This window comes from Pseudomonas sp. P7759 (assembly GCF_013386445.1).
GTDB classification, from domain to species: Bacteria; Pseudomonadota; Gammaproteobacteria; order Pseudomonadales; family Pseudomonadaceae; genus Aquipseudomonas; species Aquipseudomonas azotoformans_A.
This window is the reverse complement of sequence record NZ_JACART010000007.1, coordinates 114,927-130,088: the sequence shown is the minus strand read 5'-3', so window position 1 is coordinate 130,088 and position 15,162 is coordinate 114,927. Positions and strand designations below refer to the sequence as shown.

Below are 15,162 nucleotides of genomic sequence, written 5' to 3'. Positions count from 1 at the left end.
CTCACCCTCGCAACATGCATGTAATTGCCGCCATGAATGAGCGCGACTCCTTTACTCCCAACTGATACTCGGCCTCTACCTCTGCCAGGGCATCCGCCGCACGGACCTTTGCAGGGTTGCCGTCAGCGTCGAAGCCGGAATTTATCACGGCGTCAGGCCGACGAGCGACAGAATCACGCAGCATATCCAGCTCAGCAGATGATTCAGGGGAAAGCCTCGGCTCTCCACCGGGCTGCCCCTCGGTTTCACTTTTAGATGAGGGCGATTCGATTTTCTTTTGTTCTGCTCCTGCCGCTGTGGGTTTCGCCACATCTTTCGCAATCGCTCGCGATGACGGCGGTGCGCTCGCCTCAACACCATCAGGTGACAGGTCTTTGGCTCGCACAGTGTGACCCAGCCCCTCAAGAATGCTGTCGATATCCGAATCCATGGTCTGCGCTGGCGTTCTCGCTCGCTCGACCTGTGAGGCCAGCTTGGTGCGCTCAAACCCCTGAATAATTTGGTTCGCCCTCGCGCTGAGTCGGCCTTCAAGGCGGGGAGGCGCTTCCCCGCGATCCATGGCGCTCAGGTCGGCACGCGCTTGCTCGGCGCTGCGGTTGCCGCCAAGGGCTTCATTAAGCGATGTTTGACGGTCGCTCAGGTCCAGGCGCTCGGCCTCGATGGCTTTCCGGGCTGACTGCTCTGCCTGCTTGCGGGTCTGCCCCTGCTGCTGGAAGTCCTTGGCCCGCGCCTTGAACGAATCGTCCAGTGCATCAAGCGACTGCTTGATAGTGCCGAGTTCGGTTTTCACGTCCTTGACGTTTGGCAGGATGCCGGCGGCTTCTTGCTCCAGCTCGATACGCAGCTTCGGTTCCAGTTCTTGGCGAGCGACTGCGATAGCCTCCGCATGCGTTGGCGCAACAGGCTCTGCTGCCGCTTCTCTGCGAAGAAAATCACCTTTAAACCCATCAATGACCGTGACCGGCTCGCCGCGCCCAAGCTGGCTAATAGCCTGAGCGAGCTGAGTGCGATGCATGTTTGCACTCTGCGGATCTACCGGGGATCCTGGGGCCGCGCCGTCTTCAAAGTGGGCAACCTCTTTCTGTACCATCGCCGCATCAACCTGCTCTTGGGTTGGCCGAGGACGGCCAGTCATGGCGCCCTTAATATCGCCAGCGCGCCCAGCCCCAAAGAAAAAAGCCCCCATAACGGCATCTGCAACCATCGACTTTCCGTCCAGTGCTCGATACTGAGCCGCCTGGGCGTGGTAACCATTGCGGTCTAATAGCTCAGCAGACGCGGCGCGCTGAGCGACTCCTATCCCAACGTTCGCGCCCACGGCGATCGCAGCGTCTCCTGCCAAATTACTTACGAATCGAGCACCAGGCAGACCCGCACCGATCGTGGTTGCAACACCTTCGATAAGGCCGTGAGCAGTCGCCGTGGCGTCATCAACACCATCCGCCTTGGCGATCTGAGTAGCGGTATATCCAGATGGAGCGCCAGCGGCCAGAGGGCCAGCAACAATGCCGGCAGGACCGGTAAGCACTGTTGCAGCAACCGTCCGCGGTAGAATTTCCGCTGCGCTGTTGAGTATCTGGCCGGCAACACCAACTGCTCGCGGATCTGGCCTCAGCCTCTTGGCCGCCTCAGCAGTGTCTTGGCTTAGCTCCGACTGAACATCCTGTTGCGCCTGAATCTGTTCGTCTGCCCCATCAGGGAAATACAGGTTGCTAACGCTAAGGTCCTGCCCAATCGAGCTTGAGCCGGCCGCCTGCATAAAATTGCTGAGCGAGATTCCGCCAAGTAACAACGAGTCCCCAGAACCCTTGCCAAACCCTTGCCATACCCCCGGCTCCGGCAACTTGTCGGTGCGCTGGATACGGTTGTCCAAGTTGATAGCGTTTGCATCATCAAATCCGTCGAGCCAGCTCATTAGGGTTTCACCATAAGTTCTTGACCGGTTTGAGGATCGCGCTGTACTTCACTGCCGTTCATGAGGTAGTAAAACCCTGGTACACGTGGCGCCGCCATCAGCGGCATTCCTTTTAGGAGGTCCGTTGGAAGCTTCGTGCGTTCAGCCATTGCGTCGATCTGCGCGCCGACTGATTTGGAAAAATCCTGGTCAGCCATGCCATATGGCTTTATCACCTTGCTTCCAGCCCAGGTCGTGATACCTCCAGTAGCGGCCTGAATGGCTTGCTTGGAGATTTCAGAATCCAAGGTGACGCCATTGAACTTCGTAGCCTTGCGCTCAGACAGCGCAGCGTACGACGCCCGGTAAGCCTGGAACGCCCTGTCGCGCTGGTCTGACCCTGCAGGCATGGAAAATCCAACGTCCTTGTCGAATCCGGCAAGCAACAGATCATCACCAGGCATTGGTTTTGACTTGTCGCCGAGAATTTTCCGGCCTTCCATGATTGTCTGGGCCAGGCTCGACCCGTCCGGCAGCTTGTAGCCTTGAAACGCGGCACGGCCGGCGGTATCGGCGAGCTTGTCATCACCAACGAATGGCTGAATCGCCGCCGAATACTCGGCCTTGTCCTGGGTGGCCGCACCGATTACGCCGAATATCTGGATCTTGGTTTTATCGTCGATTGACTTGGCGGCGGCTTGAATCATGCCCCGCTCAGCCTCGGTCCACGGACTTGGCATGACAGTCGGACCATCCTTTCGGCGAACGGAGCCGGCGAGCAGGAAGCGCTCACCCAGTTGCGCTAGCAGTTGTTGCTGGCCTTCTGGGGTGGCGATACCTGCCATGTTGATGGGTTCGATTTGTGCGCCACTTGTGATCGCGCTATAGGTGACCGGATCTGAGTCGCGTAGCTTTTTACGTTCAGTTCTTGCTGATTCCAGTCGATTTAAATTTTCAACGTCTGCTGCGCTTGCCCCATTTTGCTGCATGCTGGCTTTCAGCTGCGTGAGGTACTGCTCCTGCTGGGCGTCCGGTAACAGAAGAAGCTGCTGAGATTTATTCATCTGCTGAATTCTGGTGTCGTACTCGCCCTGCATGGATGTGCCGTGAAGTGCGGTCCTCCATCGCTGCTGGTCGGCGGGTGTCGGCGGCACGCCCAGCGACGCTTGTTTGTCCATCTGCGCCAGAGCGCGCTCCCCCTTCATTTCGCGCATCATGGATTGCTGCTGCTGATGCTGCTCAACTTGGAAGATTCGGCCGGTGACGGTGTTGAGCAGTTGGTTGCGCTTGTCCGGATCCAACTTGCGGGCGTAGAACCCGTCTTCAGCGGTGAGGTCGTGTTCAAGTTTCTTCAAACTGTTTATGCTTTCCCGCGACTCGATAACCCGCTGAGTGGCGTGCGTAGTCCAGTTGTTGTCCTTGAACTGCTGCTTCTTGCTGGCCCATGCCTCACCAAATGCCAGGTGGCCGGCGGTGTCCACGTCTTCGGCGTCCATGCGCTTGTTGATCAACTCGACATCAGCACCAGGCATTGCAGCATCTTTGCCCAGCATATCCATGCGGGACGATAGGTCGCTCTGGGCGGAAAGGATCCTGCCCTTGGCCGCTGACGCCTCGATGTTGGCCAGGCCGCCCAGCTGGATGCGCTTAAGCGAATTGCCAATCTCGCCCTGTTGGGCAGCATCAAGCCCGGGCGTGTCGATGGGATCGAGCTTGGCCACAGCAGCGTTGTAGGCTTCGGGGGCTTTGTCGTAGGAAAGTTTCCCCACACGAATCTGCTCGTCCAGGTCCGTGGCAATGGTCTTGATCTGCGATTCACGATCGATAAGTGAGTTGCTGGCCTTCACCCGGGCTAGCGCCTGATCCTCCCTGTTGCGCTGATCAATGATGCCGAAACCGACGTTTTGCAGCGTTCCGGCAATCTGCTGGTTGGCTCGATCTTGGGCGCGAGTATCCGGAGCGATAACCCGATTCTGCGCAACCTCAGTCTGTACGCGGGTGCCTGGGCCAAGTGGTATCTGAGCCATTAGGAGTTCCTCACCCATGCCGCGTTGGTATTAAGCCCCTGATCTTGGCCCTGCATATTTCGCCCAGCGGCCGATGCCTTCCACCCCGAATAGATTTGGGCACCACCCTGCATCACCGAGCTTACCGACTGAGCATTTGCGGTGGACCTGGCCTGTGTGCCAGCGAGTCGCATGTTGCTGGAGTCCGCATAGCCGCGAGCCTTCTGGTTTTGCCCGTTGAAGATGGTCAACACCGCGTCTTCCTCGGCATTACCGATGATTTCCTCGTTGATGTTGATCGCGGAACCTTCACCGGTCTCAACGCCAGATCCTGCCAGTGCAGCGTTGGCCTCACTGGCCTGGTTGCGGGCAAGGCGACGGATGCGGTCGGCCTGCACCGTGGCGGCGCTTGCTGCTGCGTCTGCGTCCTTCTGGGACTGTTCGGCCTGGGAGTCGGCCGTGAGCTGGGCTTGCTTGCCAGCCTGTTGCGATGAATAAACAGAATACGCCGTACCCGCGACAGCAGCGCCGGCAGCGATGTATCCACCATATGCAGCCATAAACGCAGCGCCGGCGGCCATTATTTGAACTCCATTTGAAAGAGGGGCGCGAACACTTCGAACCCCAGTGATTGATACAGCTTCGACGTGCCTTCGACGTTGAGCTTCGTGCCAATGCCAAGCTGCACATGGCGGGCGCCACGGATGCGGGCCCACTCGACAAACGCCAGGATCAAACGGCGCGCGGTGAACCCGCTACGGCGTGAAGGTTCGATGAATACTGAGTAGTCATAGGCGATGGTTTCTTCGCTGAACCATTGGTCAACGATGCCGCCAGCCATGCCGCCAACTATCTCCCCATTGATTTCAGCTACGAACACGACGCCGTTGTGCCCGTTGATCAACTCATGCAGGAAGGCCGCCGACTTTTCGGGCGAGAACGCCAGGGCGGAATAGCTGCTGATGTCGTGCAGCATGGTGCCCAGCTCGATCAGCCGGGGTACATCGGAGTGTTTCGCGGCTCTGATCATGGTGGGCCTCAGTCGTTGAAAGACATTTTTTTAATGACGCACAGCAGGTGGAATGGCAGCGGCTGGTTTTGCTCGATGACCAGGGAAGCCTGGCCGCGATCCCATCCAAGGTTTTCCATGCGGTGATCGCCGGTGAACAGAACGGGCGGCTTGTCCAGGGCCTGCGAGCCCAGGTTGCGGAATGCCACAGGCTGGCCGTTGATCTCGCAGCCAGTTGTCTGAAGAAAGCGCAGCGTGATCTCGGCGATACGCATGCTGTTACCCTGGGCGCTGCCGGTGTTGCCCTGAACTTCTGGGGTGAGGGTCTTGATCTGGGTTTTGAATGGCAGGCCGATCTGCACGGCGAAGGCATTGCGCGGAATGGTGACTTGTCCGCCGGTGACAATCTGCTGCTGCATCACCACGCCATCGGCGACGATATCCACCGCCTTCCCTTCCAGATGGGCAAGGCCGCTCCAGGTGGCAGCGCCTGGGCCGCTGACGGCGGATATCCCGCAATCAACCCGTATGCCCGACGTGAAGCGCTCGACGTACCTGGTTTGAACACCGTTGACGGTGCGGCTCACGATGACCCACATCTGCTCACCGGTTGCCGTAGGGATCGAGGCGACCGACTCAAACTGACCGTCGGTGATCTGGCGAGCCCAACCAACCACGTCCTGGTCACGGTCGACGGTGAGGGTCGCGATCACCCCATCAGCACGCACCAGGAACAGGACTGATTCCGGCTCTTGCTGGTAGGCCATATCAATAATGCCGGTCTCTGTGGCGTGCTCAGACAGCACCGACATATCAGGCGCACCGTAGGCGTCCGAATCGTACTTGTAGGCCATGGCGCGCAGCTTGCGGCCTGAGCGCTGCATGAAATACAGCTCGTTACCGATCCGCACAGGCTTGACGTTGTTGCAGCCGTACACCGATTGGTTCTTCACCTGGATATTGGTTGGGGTTATTGGCTTTTCGACGCCGCCGGTGAGGCTGAACTCGCCGCCGTAGGTCAACGCAATAAGGGCCTTGATCTGGGCCATGTGGGTGATCGGGTTGATTTGGTCACTCGATACGGTGAATGACATGGCGTCGTCATCCTTGGTGCCAAGCTCAAAATTCAGGTACTCGCCGGTGCGTGACTCCCATATGGTCTGCGGGTAGTTTGGGGATCCGGCAGTGGCCAAGCGCTGTTCGTGCAGGGTGCCGGTAGATGGGTAGCCGTCGATGTCGTTCCATACGGATGATTCAAGCGACCACGCATTGGCAGGCGATGCCACGGCAGAGCTAAGCGCGCTGCGGACGATGCCGGTTATCACCGTGTTACTGGTGTAAATGGTTATCTCAACTAGCCCGCCGTTGATCTTTACAAACTTACCCACCTCGTCGCCGCGCCATCCGGCGGCACCAAGCGTAAGGCTAATGGTCGCCCCCACTGCGCCTGCCGCACTTGGGGTGAGGTTCGCTTGTGGTGACCCTTTGATCGACCATGAAGCCATGGGCGTTATTGGAAACTGGGTGATTACCTGAACGTTCACCACTGAAGGGCTTACCGCCGAGGTAATCTTTGCAATACCGCCCCCCGACCAGATCTCCCTGCCAATGTCTGCGGGCAAGAAAGAAGCAACTGATGATGTGAAAACGCGCCCAACCCCCACCGTTACATCGCTGATGGTTGCTGATGTAGTGACGCTTACGCCCTTTTCGTCGAATGGCTTTGTCACGAAAGGAGCAGCAGCCAGACTCCACTGCGAATCTGTAATTCGACGTAGCCGAAAAATCGGCACTGCCGTATTGAAGATGAACATGGTGTCGGCGCCCTGCACGTAGTCAATCGTGCTGAGCATTGCCTCGGTGTACGGGCTTACAAGCTCGATACCGGTGTACGCGCCGTTCGGGTAGAAGATCCGCACGTAAAGATCGCCGAACTCGCACATGTAAGACTGGGACTTGTTGAACACGTACGGGATCAGGCGTGAACGCTTTGCGGGAAACTTGGTGGTTGCGGCGTACAGGGTGCCGTCGCGTCGAGTACAGCCACCGTGCACCAGGGGCCAGGCGTTCTGGATAATCTCGGCGCCGTTCTGGTAACGGGCGATATCGACACGGCCAAGCATGCGCGGCGAAAGCTCGCCGGCGGTGAAGTTGGTTTGATTGATCGTCAGGCGAGCCATTATCCGTGCGCCCCAAAGCGAGCCGCGAATAGGCGTTCATCGCCCAGGGTCTGCGGGGGATCTTCTTGGCCATCAACGGCGCGGGCGATCTTCTTGGCCATGGCCAGTTTCTGCTCGAAAGCAGCCTGTAGGGCGGATGACTGGGTGATCGGGTAAGCCATCGCACAAGCCATGGCTACGGTGAGTAGTCCCACCAGGCTAGCGTCCCAGGTGTTCTCTACCTCGTTCAGGTACACATAGCGCAACTCGACAGACATGGCATCGGCAAGGATGCTGCGGCCCTCAACCAGGTAATCGATCTGGATTCCAGCCTGCCCAACCTCCAGCACGCGCAGGAAGTCGGCCGGCAGTTCGAACTGGTTGGTGTAGCCGAATGCTGGCGGTGTCGCGTCAGGCGCCAACAGCACGCGCTTGATAGTGCAGTTCCACGGATGGGTGCGCAGCAGGTCGTCGCGGATCGTCGGGTACAGGTTGGCCGCCAGCTTCGCCCGGTCTACCGACTGGTTGAAATCGTTGATGGTCTGGGCTCCCAGCATCAACAGGGCGTTGGAGCAGATTGAAACGCCGGTTGCCATGCTCATTCAAAACCTCCAGATAAAAAGACCGGGGCACAGGGCCCCGGTAAGTTGTTTGCCTTCCTTGGCGGCCCGTGAATCAGTTCTGGCCGGCGTACTGCGCTACCAGGGTGATGACTTGACCGGCTTGCAGCGCTGCACCAGCCACGGTGGAGAGCAGTTCGCTTTGATCGGTCGCCAGGCCTTGCTGAGCTACGGTCACTTCGAACAGCGCGCCGGCAGCGAACTGGGCTTCGGCTACTGCGTTACCAGCAGCAGCAACCGAAGTTGCAGCCAGGTAGCGAGCCTGGGACACAACATCGCCCAGGTTGAGGGTGGAGGACGCAGCACCGGCGCCGAAATACAGCTTGGTGCCGGGCATCAGGCGAGAGCCGAACGGCAACAGGCCCCAGCTGATCTTGTCGCCGATGGCAGTACCGCCAGCGGGAACGGTGAAGGTACTGACCAGTATCTGAATGTCAGCGCCTTGCAGGTTGGGCTTAACCAACTGCTGCGGGAGGGCCGCGCGGGCGGCCGAGACGGAAGCGTTTACGATTGCCATGGTTTGAAACTCCTAAGCCGGAAAAGGGGGTGAAGCCGAAGCCGCTTACGCGGCCTCAGTTACTGCGATCTCAACCACCTTTTCTTCCTCGACCCGGACAGAACCGATGGACATCTTGGCGTACACGCGGACGTTGAAGCCCTTGCCTGGATCCTCACCAACCTTGGTGGTGATGTCGGCACCCTTGCCGAGAGTGACGCCCGACTTAGCCCAGGCGTACAGGCGGCGGGTGCTGCCGTCGTACGGGGTGCGCTCGGATGGAATCCAGGTGAAGCCCATCCATTTGCCTTCTACGTCGCCTTCCTGAAGGAACTTACCGGCCATGTAGTCGGCGCTGGTAAGCGTGGAATCGGCCAGGATGTCGGCCGCAGCTGCAGCGGTGTAGGTGATGAAAAGTTCTTCACCGTTGTGGTTGTCCGCTTCGTTGCGACGGAACAGCTTGCGGGCCTGGATGATCTTGGCCTTGGTCAAGCCAGTACCACCAACAACGATCTTCTGCGTATTCGGCAGGATGATGTTGCCGGTGGTAGCGCGGGAGTTGCCGCCCATGGATGCAATAACCACGTCATCCTTGGCGCGGTTCAACGAACTGACCATTGCCTTGACGTAATCCGAGGTTGGATCAACCAACATACGGATCTTGTCTTGATCGTCGATCATGTCGCCGTCGTCCCAGTCGAACAGGTCCACAAAGCGCGTGCTGTGTGGTTGATCGTTGATCGGGGTGTCAGCGTGGCGCTGGGTGCGGCGCTGGGCAGTACGTTGGCCCAGGCGGTTGATCGACTTCGACATACCAACGATGTTTGGCTCGATGGTTACGTGCGGCTCGAAACGAGACTGCATTTGCTGGGCAACGTGGCGGAAGTTATCCGCGAACTGCTGAACAAACGCTTCGGTGATTTGCTGAGACATGCGGTGCACTCCAATGCAGATAAGGGATTGCCTGCCGGGTATCCGCATCGCGGGCCGGTATTACCTGGCGTGCATCGGCTTTGCTGCGCCTCGGGGCTTTCCGGGTGTCTGCGTGCCATCGCAGGCCGGCCCATTGCTGGGATGCCTGCGATGTTTGTGCATGAGGGGTGTCGGTTTCCCGACTATTTGACGCGGGGATCAGCCAAGCCGGGATTGTTGCTTGCTGTACTTGCTGTTGTAGAGGTCGTCCAGCTGCGCCTGAATGCCTTTGCGCTTCGGATCGTGCGCGGGCAGCGTCTGCAACTGCTGGCGCAACTCGGCTGTCTTGACTGCAAAGTCTGCCTCGCTGACCTGGGCGCCGCCGTTGATGGCGCTGTCTTCCTTGAGTTCCTTGCCGATGTTGGCGGCGAATGCAATGAAGTCAGGGTCCTTCCCATACTTATTCATGAGAACTTCCAGGTTCCCCGGCTTGCCTGGCTCGCTGGCAAAAGCCTCGGCGGCCCGGTAAGAAGATCGAAGGTTGCCAGCCATGGCCTGCTCACCACCCCAGGCGTCCTTGAGGGTTGCAATGCATTCGTCACGGTCAAGCACGGCAGCACCGCCAACGAGATTTGGGGCCGCTTTCATGTACTCGCCAATGACGTACTCGACCTGATCATTGGTCAGGCCCTTGGCGTGCGCCCCCTTCAAGAACGACTGCGTATCAGGGTCGGCCTTGAACTCGTTCCAGTCGAAACCCTCGACGCCTTCCAGCTTGACCGTGTATTCATCGGCAGTCTTGGGCGGAACGTCACCGGAACCCAGGCGGGTTTCGAGGTGCTTGTAGGACTCGGCCAGCTTGCGGCTGGATTGGTCCAGGTCAAGCGAGCCGTCTTCCTTGTTGACGCGGTACTTCTCAGGGATGTAGTCGGTGGTATCGGCGCCGGCGGCCAGTACAGATCCGGCTGGCGGCGCTGCTGGAGCAGTTACCGGTGGAGTGGCAACCGATCCCGGCTCACCCTCGGTGGTCTCGGCCATGTAGAAGTGGCCCATACGGCCATGGATAAACCAGTTCATTGTGGATCCTCTTGATCGTTGGGGTCTTCTTGCACGCCATTGGCGCGGTTGATGCGGAGTGCAACGTGGTCCAGGACCTCACGGGCCCCGGCTTGCTTGTACGTGGTGAGGATGGCGTCGATACCGCCGATGGTGCAGGCGTTCTTGGCGAAGCGCTGAACCAACAGCTCAAAGCACATGGCGCCTTCGTGGTGTTCCTCGAATACGCGCTTGAACATCGCGTCGATCTGTTCGGGTGTCATGGTCACGCTGCGGCCCCCTGTTGTTTCATTGCGGCTTCACCAGCCTGTTGCTGCATGAGCTGCTGTTGCGCCTGCTCCTGGGCTTGCTGCTGCGCTTCGGCGCGGTCCTGGCGCAGCTTGTCGCGGTCGGCCTTACTGCGGATGACTGCCGACGGAACGCCCAAGGCTTCACCCTTGAAGCGCTGGGCCTCGTCCAGGTCAATGTTGTCCATGATCGTCGGGTCAACCTGAGCGAGGGCGGCAGCACCGGCCACGAACTGGTCAATGGCGGTGACCTCTTCCAGCTTCTGCGAGCGAGCCAGTGGCGACAGGTAACGCACGGTGAAGTTGCGGCCCGCCAACGATTCCGGGGCCTGGCCCAAGATGCCGGCGCGGTAGGCGATACCGAAGCACCGCTCAATCATGGGTTGCAGGTACTCGGTTTGCAGCCGGCCATACACGGGGCCCAGCAGCTGACGAATCAGGTTCACGCGCACATGAACCTCGGTGGCAGTCATCGCCGGGCCGTCCTGGGCCTGGAGCTGGTCGGCCATCAGGATCTTGCGGATAGAGCCCTGCAGGCGCGCGATCTTGGTTTCGGCGTACTGGAAGTTCGAGCCGCTTTGCAGGGGCTTCATGCTGTCCACTGAGTTGGCCACGATGATCTTGCGCGGGCCGACCTTGACGGTGCGCGGGTTCAGCACACCGTCGTCCTCGGCAATCCACATACCAGCGATGGCCAGGTCACCGGCTGCCAGGTCCATGCGGCACAGTTCGTTCAGGGTGCGGGAGTCCGGCAGCGCGTCGAACACCGGGCCCACGGCGTAAACGCTGTCGGGGATCATCATCCAGCGCGGAACAACCACCGGCATTTCGTGGTAGCCCGACTCGCTGACCAGGCGTTGCGCCTCCACCTCGACCTTACACGACGCGATGGGCATGTTCTTGGCCAGGCGCGCGCCGACCATGTGCGTGGTGCGCGGGTAGATGGCGTGAACGAACCGAACCATTTCCTGTGGTTTGTCCTTGGCCAGCTTGCGAGTGTTGTCGCTGAGGTTCTCTTCGCCGAATTCGTTTACGGCCTGCTCGGCGGTGAGCTTGTACTCCCTGTACACGGTGTCGATCTTGCCGCCGGCCTTGGATGCGGACGCGTACACGCTCGCAATGGGCCAAAGATCGAAGGTGAAGCCGCCCTTCTCCATGTCCTGATCGATGTACAGGGCAAACCACCCAGCGCAAACAACGTCGATAAGCCCCTCAAATGCGGCCGCGTCGAAGTTGGATGCGTGGATGTTCTGCCAGAGGATGTCCGCTGAATCATCCAGCCAACGGCGTTCGTCCTCGCTTTCCTGGCCCACGTCCATGCCGAACCACAGCGAGTTGGCCGGGGTGAGGCCCGACATGATGCCGGACGACAGAATCCGTGCAGCGTCCGTGGTGGTGCCGTCGATCATCCTGGCCTTGCGCATCTGCGCTTCCATGGCCGTGATCTGCTCAGTGCAAAAGCCGCTACCCCGAATCGGGTAGCTGTGGTCGAAGCAATCGCGCCAGACCGACTCATGCGGCGAGCGCAGCGACTTCAAGGTGCTCAACGTTTTGGCGATCTGGGATGCGTTCATTGTCCGAGGGTGCTCTTACCTTGAGATAGGACGCTGCCCTGGGCGCCGGATGAAAGCAGGCTGCTTTCCGCCTTGCGCTTCTTGCGGGTGGCGGTTTCTTCGTTGGCCTTGACGGCTGCGGCGTCCGCTGCCTTTTGGGCCTCGATGGCTGGATCTGGCGGCTCAACCACCTTTGGCGCCTTAGGTTTGCTTCCCATGTCGTTACCCCTTGGCTACTGGCTCAGGGCACAACCAACCCTCAGGCGTCATGACCGCCTGTTTGAGCGTGGTTGCGTCGATGGTGTCGGTGCTGGCAGTGGCGGTGACGGCTGGCTTCGACTCGTTCTCGCGTTTGGGGTCCAGCACCAGAGGCTCGCCGCCTTCGCTCAAGCGCACGGCTTCGGCCAGCGCTTCGTCCTTGGTGCCGGTGAAGTCACCGATCTTCACGTCTTTGCCGTCCACCTGTGGGGCGTTGGCATCGATCACGACCCAGCGACCACCGCCGTTGTGCTTGGCGGTGAAGTCTGGAACGGCTGGTGCCTGGGCGTTGGCGGTGGCCTGCTCGTTGGCACTCGGGTTGCCGGTGCTGGCAGTGGCGGTGCTGATGGCGTTGGCGAGCGGATCGCCTGGGGTCTGCGGGGTAAGGTCTGGGGCTGGCATGACTTTCTCCTGATGTGCAAAGCCCGGCGCGAGGCCGGGCGATGGGGTTACTCGGACGTGGTCGGAAGTTCGGTTTTGATCAGTTCCTTGGCGTAAGCCGCCATGTCCACCAGCAGACTGTTGACGCCTGCCTGCACCTCGGCACTGTTCGAACCTGGCAGCGCGGTGATCAGGCGCGCCATGGCGTCAGTGAGTTGGGTTGCTTGGTTGAAGTCGTCAGTACTGACATTGCGCAGGCTTGCTACTGGCATGGGTGTTGCCCTCTTGCTGATGGGGAATCAACTGAATGAGGGCCAAGGATCAGATGGGCAGGCTGTCGGGTTCCCGACTATTTGCGAGGGAGGCAGGCGGTGTTGACCCAATCAATCAGGCCGTTCAGGGCAATGATGGCTTCGTCACCGTCGTTGGCGATGGCGACAATTCGTTGACCAGCCGCTGGGTCAAGTTCGGCTCGCGTTTCTGCATCATCCACGCGGCCGGGGCCTGTGCTGGCTCGCACGACGGGGCAACGGGCTGGGACTGACAGCCGCTGAGTGCCAGTGCCAACGCGAGCAAGTAGGGCCTTGTTCTGGGCTTGTGCATCGGTGAGTACCTTCGTGTTGTCGGTGTCGAGCTGGGTCAACAGCTTCTGTGTGGCCTTGCGTGATGCGTTGGCAGCCTCCAGCACGCCTACACGCTCCGTTGCGGTGTCCAGGCGTGTGCTGATGTGATCCAGGCGCCAGAGCGCCAGCACCAGCGCCATGGCAAGCCCTGCAACGAGATAGCGAGCCACGGCGCCCATGGTCACTCCACCAACTGCCAGTCATCGGCAAGCATGTCGGACTGGGAGGCCAGCCAGCCAGGCAGCATGGCGCGTCGACCTTCGGCATTGATCGTCCACATGTCGATGTGTGGCAGGATTTCGCACTCAGACAAGCCCAGCGCGGCGTGGTACGGCGAACCCTCGCGCAACTGTGCAGCCGGCGTACCAGGCACCAGCACCAGCCACATGCCTTTGCCATTCCAGCCGGAACGCGAGACGCGCTTGCCCAACTTCAGCGCCTCAATGGCAAGGCCGAAGCTCATGCCGCTAGTCGAGCGATAGGCGTTGTCGAGCTGCGCCTTGGGCGACCAACTGATGTAACCGGCGTGGTCCGGGTGGTTCGGCGAACCACCATCGGTGTACTCGACCAGGTAGCCGTCATCGGCGCCGTTCTCGTCGGCGGGCAGAGACCAGCCGCGATACTCGTTGTAGGCAAGTCGAGTCATGGCCAGGGCCAAGATGATTTTGGTGCCGATGAAGCGCTTCGCTGTGCTGCCAGTCATGGGTATTGCCTCTGGTGTGGGGGAATTCATCGTGCGTACCAAGTAAGCGTGAAGCACCGCGCATCGCCCGGAATATCAGCGAGTGGCCAGCGCAGGCACTGCATGTGCTTGCGCTCTGGCTTGGTACGACTCACGCGGAGCGTCTGCACCAGGTACGCAGATCCTGCGGCGGTGGTGATGTAGTCGCCGACCTGGATGCCATCGGCGCCGTCGACGTAAAGCTTGCATGGGGTGTAAGGCTGCTTGCGGCTCACAACCCCGCCTCGCACAACTCACGCTCAGCAGCGCGGCGATTGACCAGGCCTTGCAGCTTCTGGCCCTTGGCGTAGACCCAGCGGCTCAGCTCGGCACAGGCGCCAGGCGCGTCACCGGCATTGAGCTTGCGCAATAGTGTGGATGCCTTGAACTGGGGTTCACCGACGTTGTAAACGAACGATGCCAGGGCGGCGCGGCGGGTCTCGGGCTGAGGCTTGGTGACATTGCGGTCAACGCCAGCCATTGCGATGGTGAGTTCTTGCTGCAACAGCGCGTCACACTGTGCTGGCGTCTTGGTCTGACCCAGGCGCACACCACGGGTCACGCCTTCGCAGATCGTGGGAATCCCAACAGGATCAAGGTAAGCGACCAGGTTGCGGCCTTCGAAGTGGGTCACCAGCACACCGGCCATGCCCGCGGCGCCGGTGAGTGATGCGGCGAGGATTCGCTGCTTGAGCGGGCTCATAACCGGCACTGCTCGCGCAGGGCCTTGATGCGTTCGATGCTCTCGGCGTGCTCACGTCGATCCTTGCGGATCTGGAAATAGGTGCTGATCACCAGGCCCAGCACGGCAACTGCCACACCAGCCATGCCTATCCAGTTCACCTGGGACAACCAACCAACGAAGCCAACGGCCCCGCCGGTGATCATGCCCTTGCTGGCAACTGATGCGCCGACTACCTCAACGATGCTCTCCGGCGCAGGGTTGGCCATGCTGTTACTCCTGACTGGATGCTTCATGTCGCCTCCAGGGTCAAAAAAAAGCCCAGCACGGTGGCTGGGCATCGATGACCGTAAGAGTCGTCGGGGTCAGGTGTCGGAATCCCGACTATTTGGCGTGGTGGCCCGTACCAGGTCATCGGCGAGCGCGGTCTTGGTCTCTTCCTGCCTCGTAGCCTCAGAAACTTCACGGACGCAGTGTGGGCACATGGGGCCAAGCATCTGCCACG

19 protein-coding genes are annotated in these 15,162 nt (G+C 60.1%); all 19 read right to left on the bottom strand.

Annotated features, from left to right (window positions below):
* Position 1: 1 nt before the first annotated feature.
* The 19 genes from HX823_RS09425 to HX823_RS09335 all read right to left on the bottom strand — a co-directional run bounded on the left by HX823_RS09425 (position 2) and on the right by HX823_RS09335 (position 14,926).
* Positions 2-1,915 (bottom strand): hypothetical protein, encoded by a 1,914-nt coding sequence (locus HX823_RS09425; protein ID WP_177074739.1) that lies wholly within the window; start codon positions 1,913-1,915, stop codon positions 2-4.
* Positions 1,915-3,921, bottom strand: a complete 2,007-nt coding sequence (locus HX823_RS09420; protein ID WP_177074738.1) for a hypothetical protein — start codon at positions 3,919-3,921, stop codon at positions 1,915-1,917. The genes HX823_RS09425 and HX823_RS09420 overlap by 1 nt, the downstream gene beginning before the upstream one ends.
* The gene (locus HX823_RS09415) at positions 3,921-4,481 is read right to left on the bottom strand and encodes a hypothetical protein (RefSeq protein WP_256350066.1); all 561 of its coding nucleotides are present in this window, start codon (positions 4,479-4,481) and stop codon (positions 3,921-3,923) included. The genes HX823_RS09420 and HX823_RS09415 overlap by 1 nt, the downstream gene beginning before the upstream one ends.
* Complete coding sequence (locus HX823_RS09410; protein ID WP_177074737.1) at positions 4,481-4,930, bottom strand: GNAT family N-acetyltransferase; 450 nt, start codon at positions 4,928-4,930, stop codon at positions 4,481-4,483. Before HX823_RS09410 ends, HX823_RS09415 begins: the two co-directional genes overlap by 1 nt.
* Before the next feature lie 8 nt (positions 4,931-4,938).
* Positions 4,939-7,089 carry a hypothetical protein gene (locus HX823_RS09405; protein ID WP_177074736.1) on the bottom strand — a complete coding sequence of 717 codons (2,151 nt, stop codon included), beginning with the start codon at positions 7,087-7,089 and terminating at the stop codon, positions 4,939-4,941.
* Entirely contained in the window at positions 7,089-7,670 is a 582-nt protein-coding gene (locus HX823_RS09400) for a hypothetical protein (RefSeq protein WP_218169686.1), read from the bottom strand. Before HX823_RS09400 ends, HX823_RS09405 begins: the two co-directional genes overlap by 1 nt.
* 73 nt (positions 7,671-7,743) lie before the next feature.
* The gene (locus tag HX823_RS09395) at positions 7,744-8,205 is read right to left on the bottom strand and encodes a hypothetical protein (RefSeq protein ID WP_177074735.1); all 462 of its coding nucleotides are present in this window, start codon (positions 8,203-8,205) and stop codon (positions 7,744-7,746) included.
* A gap of 45 nt (positions 8,206-8,250) precedes the next feature.
* Positions 8,251-9,117 carry a phage capsid protein gene (locus HX823_RS09390; RefSeq protein ID WP_177074734.1) on the bottom strand — a complete coding sequence of 289 codons (867 nt, stop codon included), beginning with the start codon at positions 9,115-9,117 and terminating at the stop codon, positions 8,251-8,253.
* A 198-nt stretch (positions 9,118-9,315) separates the two neighbouring features.
* Positions 9,316-10,173 (bottom strand): hypothetical protein, encoded by an 858-nt coding sequence (locus HX823_RS09385; RefSeq protein ID WP_177074733.1) that lies wholly within the window; start codon positions 10,171-10,173, stop codon positions 9,316-9,318.
* Positions 10,170-10,421, bottom strand: coding sequence for a hypothetical protein (locus HX823_RS09380; RefSeq protein ID WP_218169684.1), 252 nt, complete (start codon positions 10,419-10,421; stop codon positions 10,170-10,172). The genes HX823_RS09385 and HX823_RS09380 overlap by 4 nt, the downstream gene beginning before the upstream one ends.
* Positions 10,418-12,013 carry a portal protein gene (locus HX823_RS09375; protein WP_177074732.1) on the bottom strand — a complete coding sequence of 532 codons (1,596 nt, stop codon included), beginning with the start codon at positions 12,011-12,013 and terminating at the stop codon, positions 10,418-10,420. The genes HX823_RS09380 and HX823_RS09375 overlap by 4 nt, the downstream gene beginning before the upstream one ends.
* Positions 12,010-12,210, bottom strand: a complete 201-nt coding sequence (locus HX823_RS09370) for a hypothetical protein (RefSeq protein ID WP_177074731.1) — start codon at positions 12,208-12,210, stop codon at positions 12,010-12,012. Before HX823_RS09370 ends, HX823_RS09375 begins: the two co-directional genes overlap by 4 nt.
* Positions 12,211-12,214: 4 nt before the next feature.
* A complete protein-coding gene (locus HX823_RS09365) occupies positions 12,215-12,652 on the bottom strand; it encodes a hypothetical protein (protein WP_177074730.1) in 438 nt (145 codons plus the stop codon).
* A 47-nt stretch (positions 12,653-12,699) separates the two neighbouring features.
* On the bottom strand, positions 12,700-12,903 hold the full coding sequence (locus HX823_RS09360) for a hypothetical protein (RefSeq protein ID WP_177074729.1): 204 nt from the start codon (positions 12,901-12,903) through the stop codon (positions 12,700-12,702).
* Positions 12,904-12,980: 77 nt separating this feature from the next.
* Entirely contained in the window at positions 12,981-13,433 is a 453-nt protein-coding gene (locus tag HX823_RS09355; RefSeq protein ID WP_177074728.1) for a lysis system i-spanin subunit Rz, read from the bottom strand.
* 2 nt (positions 13,434-13,435) lie between these two features.
* Positions 13,436-13,957, bottom strand: a complete 522-nt coding sequence (locus HX823_RS09350; protein ID WP_218169683.1) for a DUF2829 domain-containing protein — start codon at positions 13,955-13,957, stop codon at positions 13,436-13,438.
* Positions 13,958-13,983: 26 nt separating this feature from the next.
* Entirely contained in the window at positions 13,984-14,226 is a 243-nt protein-coding gene (locus tag HX823_RS09345; protein WP_371317948.1) for a hypothetical protein, read from the bottom strand.
* The gene (locus HX823_RS09340; protein WP_177074727.1) at positions 14,208-14,678 is read right to left on the bottom strand and encodes a lysozyme; all 471 of its coding nucleotides are present in this window, start codon (positions 14,676-14,678) and stop codon (positions 14,208-14,210) included. Before HX823_RS09340 ends, HX823_RS09345 begins: the two co-directional genes overlap by 19 nt.
* Positions 14,675-14,926, bottom strand: coding sequence for a holin (locus HX823_RS09335; RefSeq protein ID WP_177074726.1), 252 nt, complete (start codon positions 14,924-14,926; stop codon positions 14,675-14,677). Before HX823_RS09335 ends, HX823_RS09340 begins: the two co-directional genes overlap by 4 nt.
* Between the last annotated feature and the right edge of the window lie 236 nt (positions 14,927-15,162).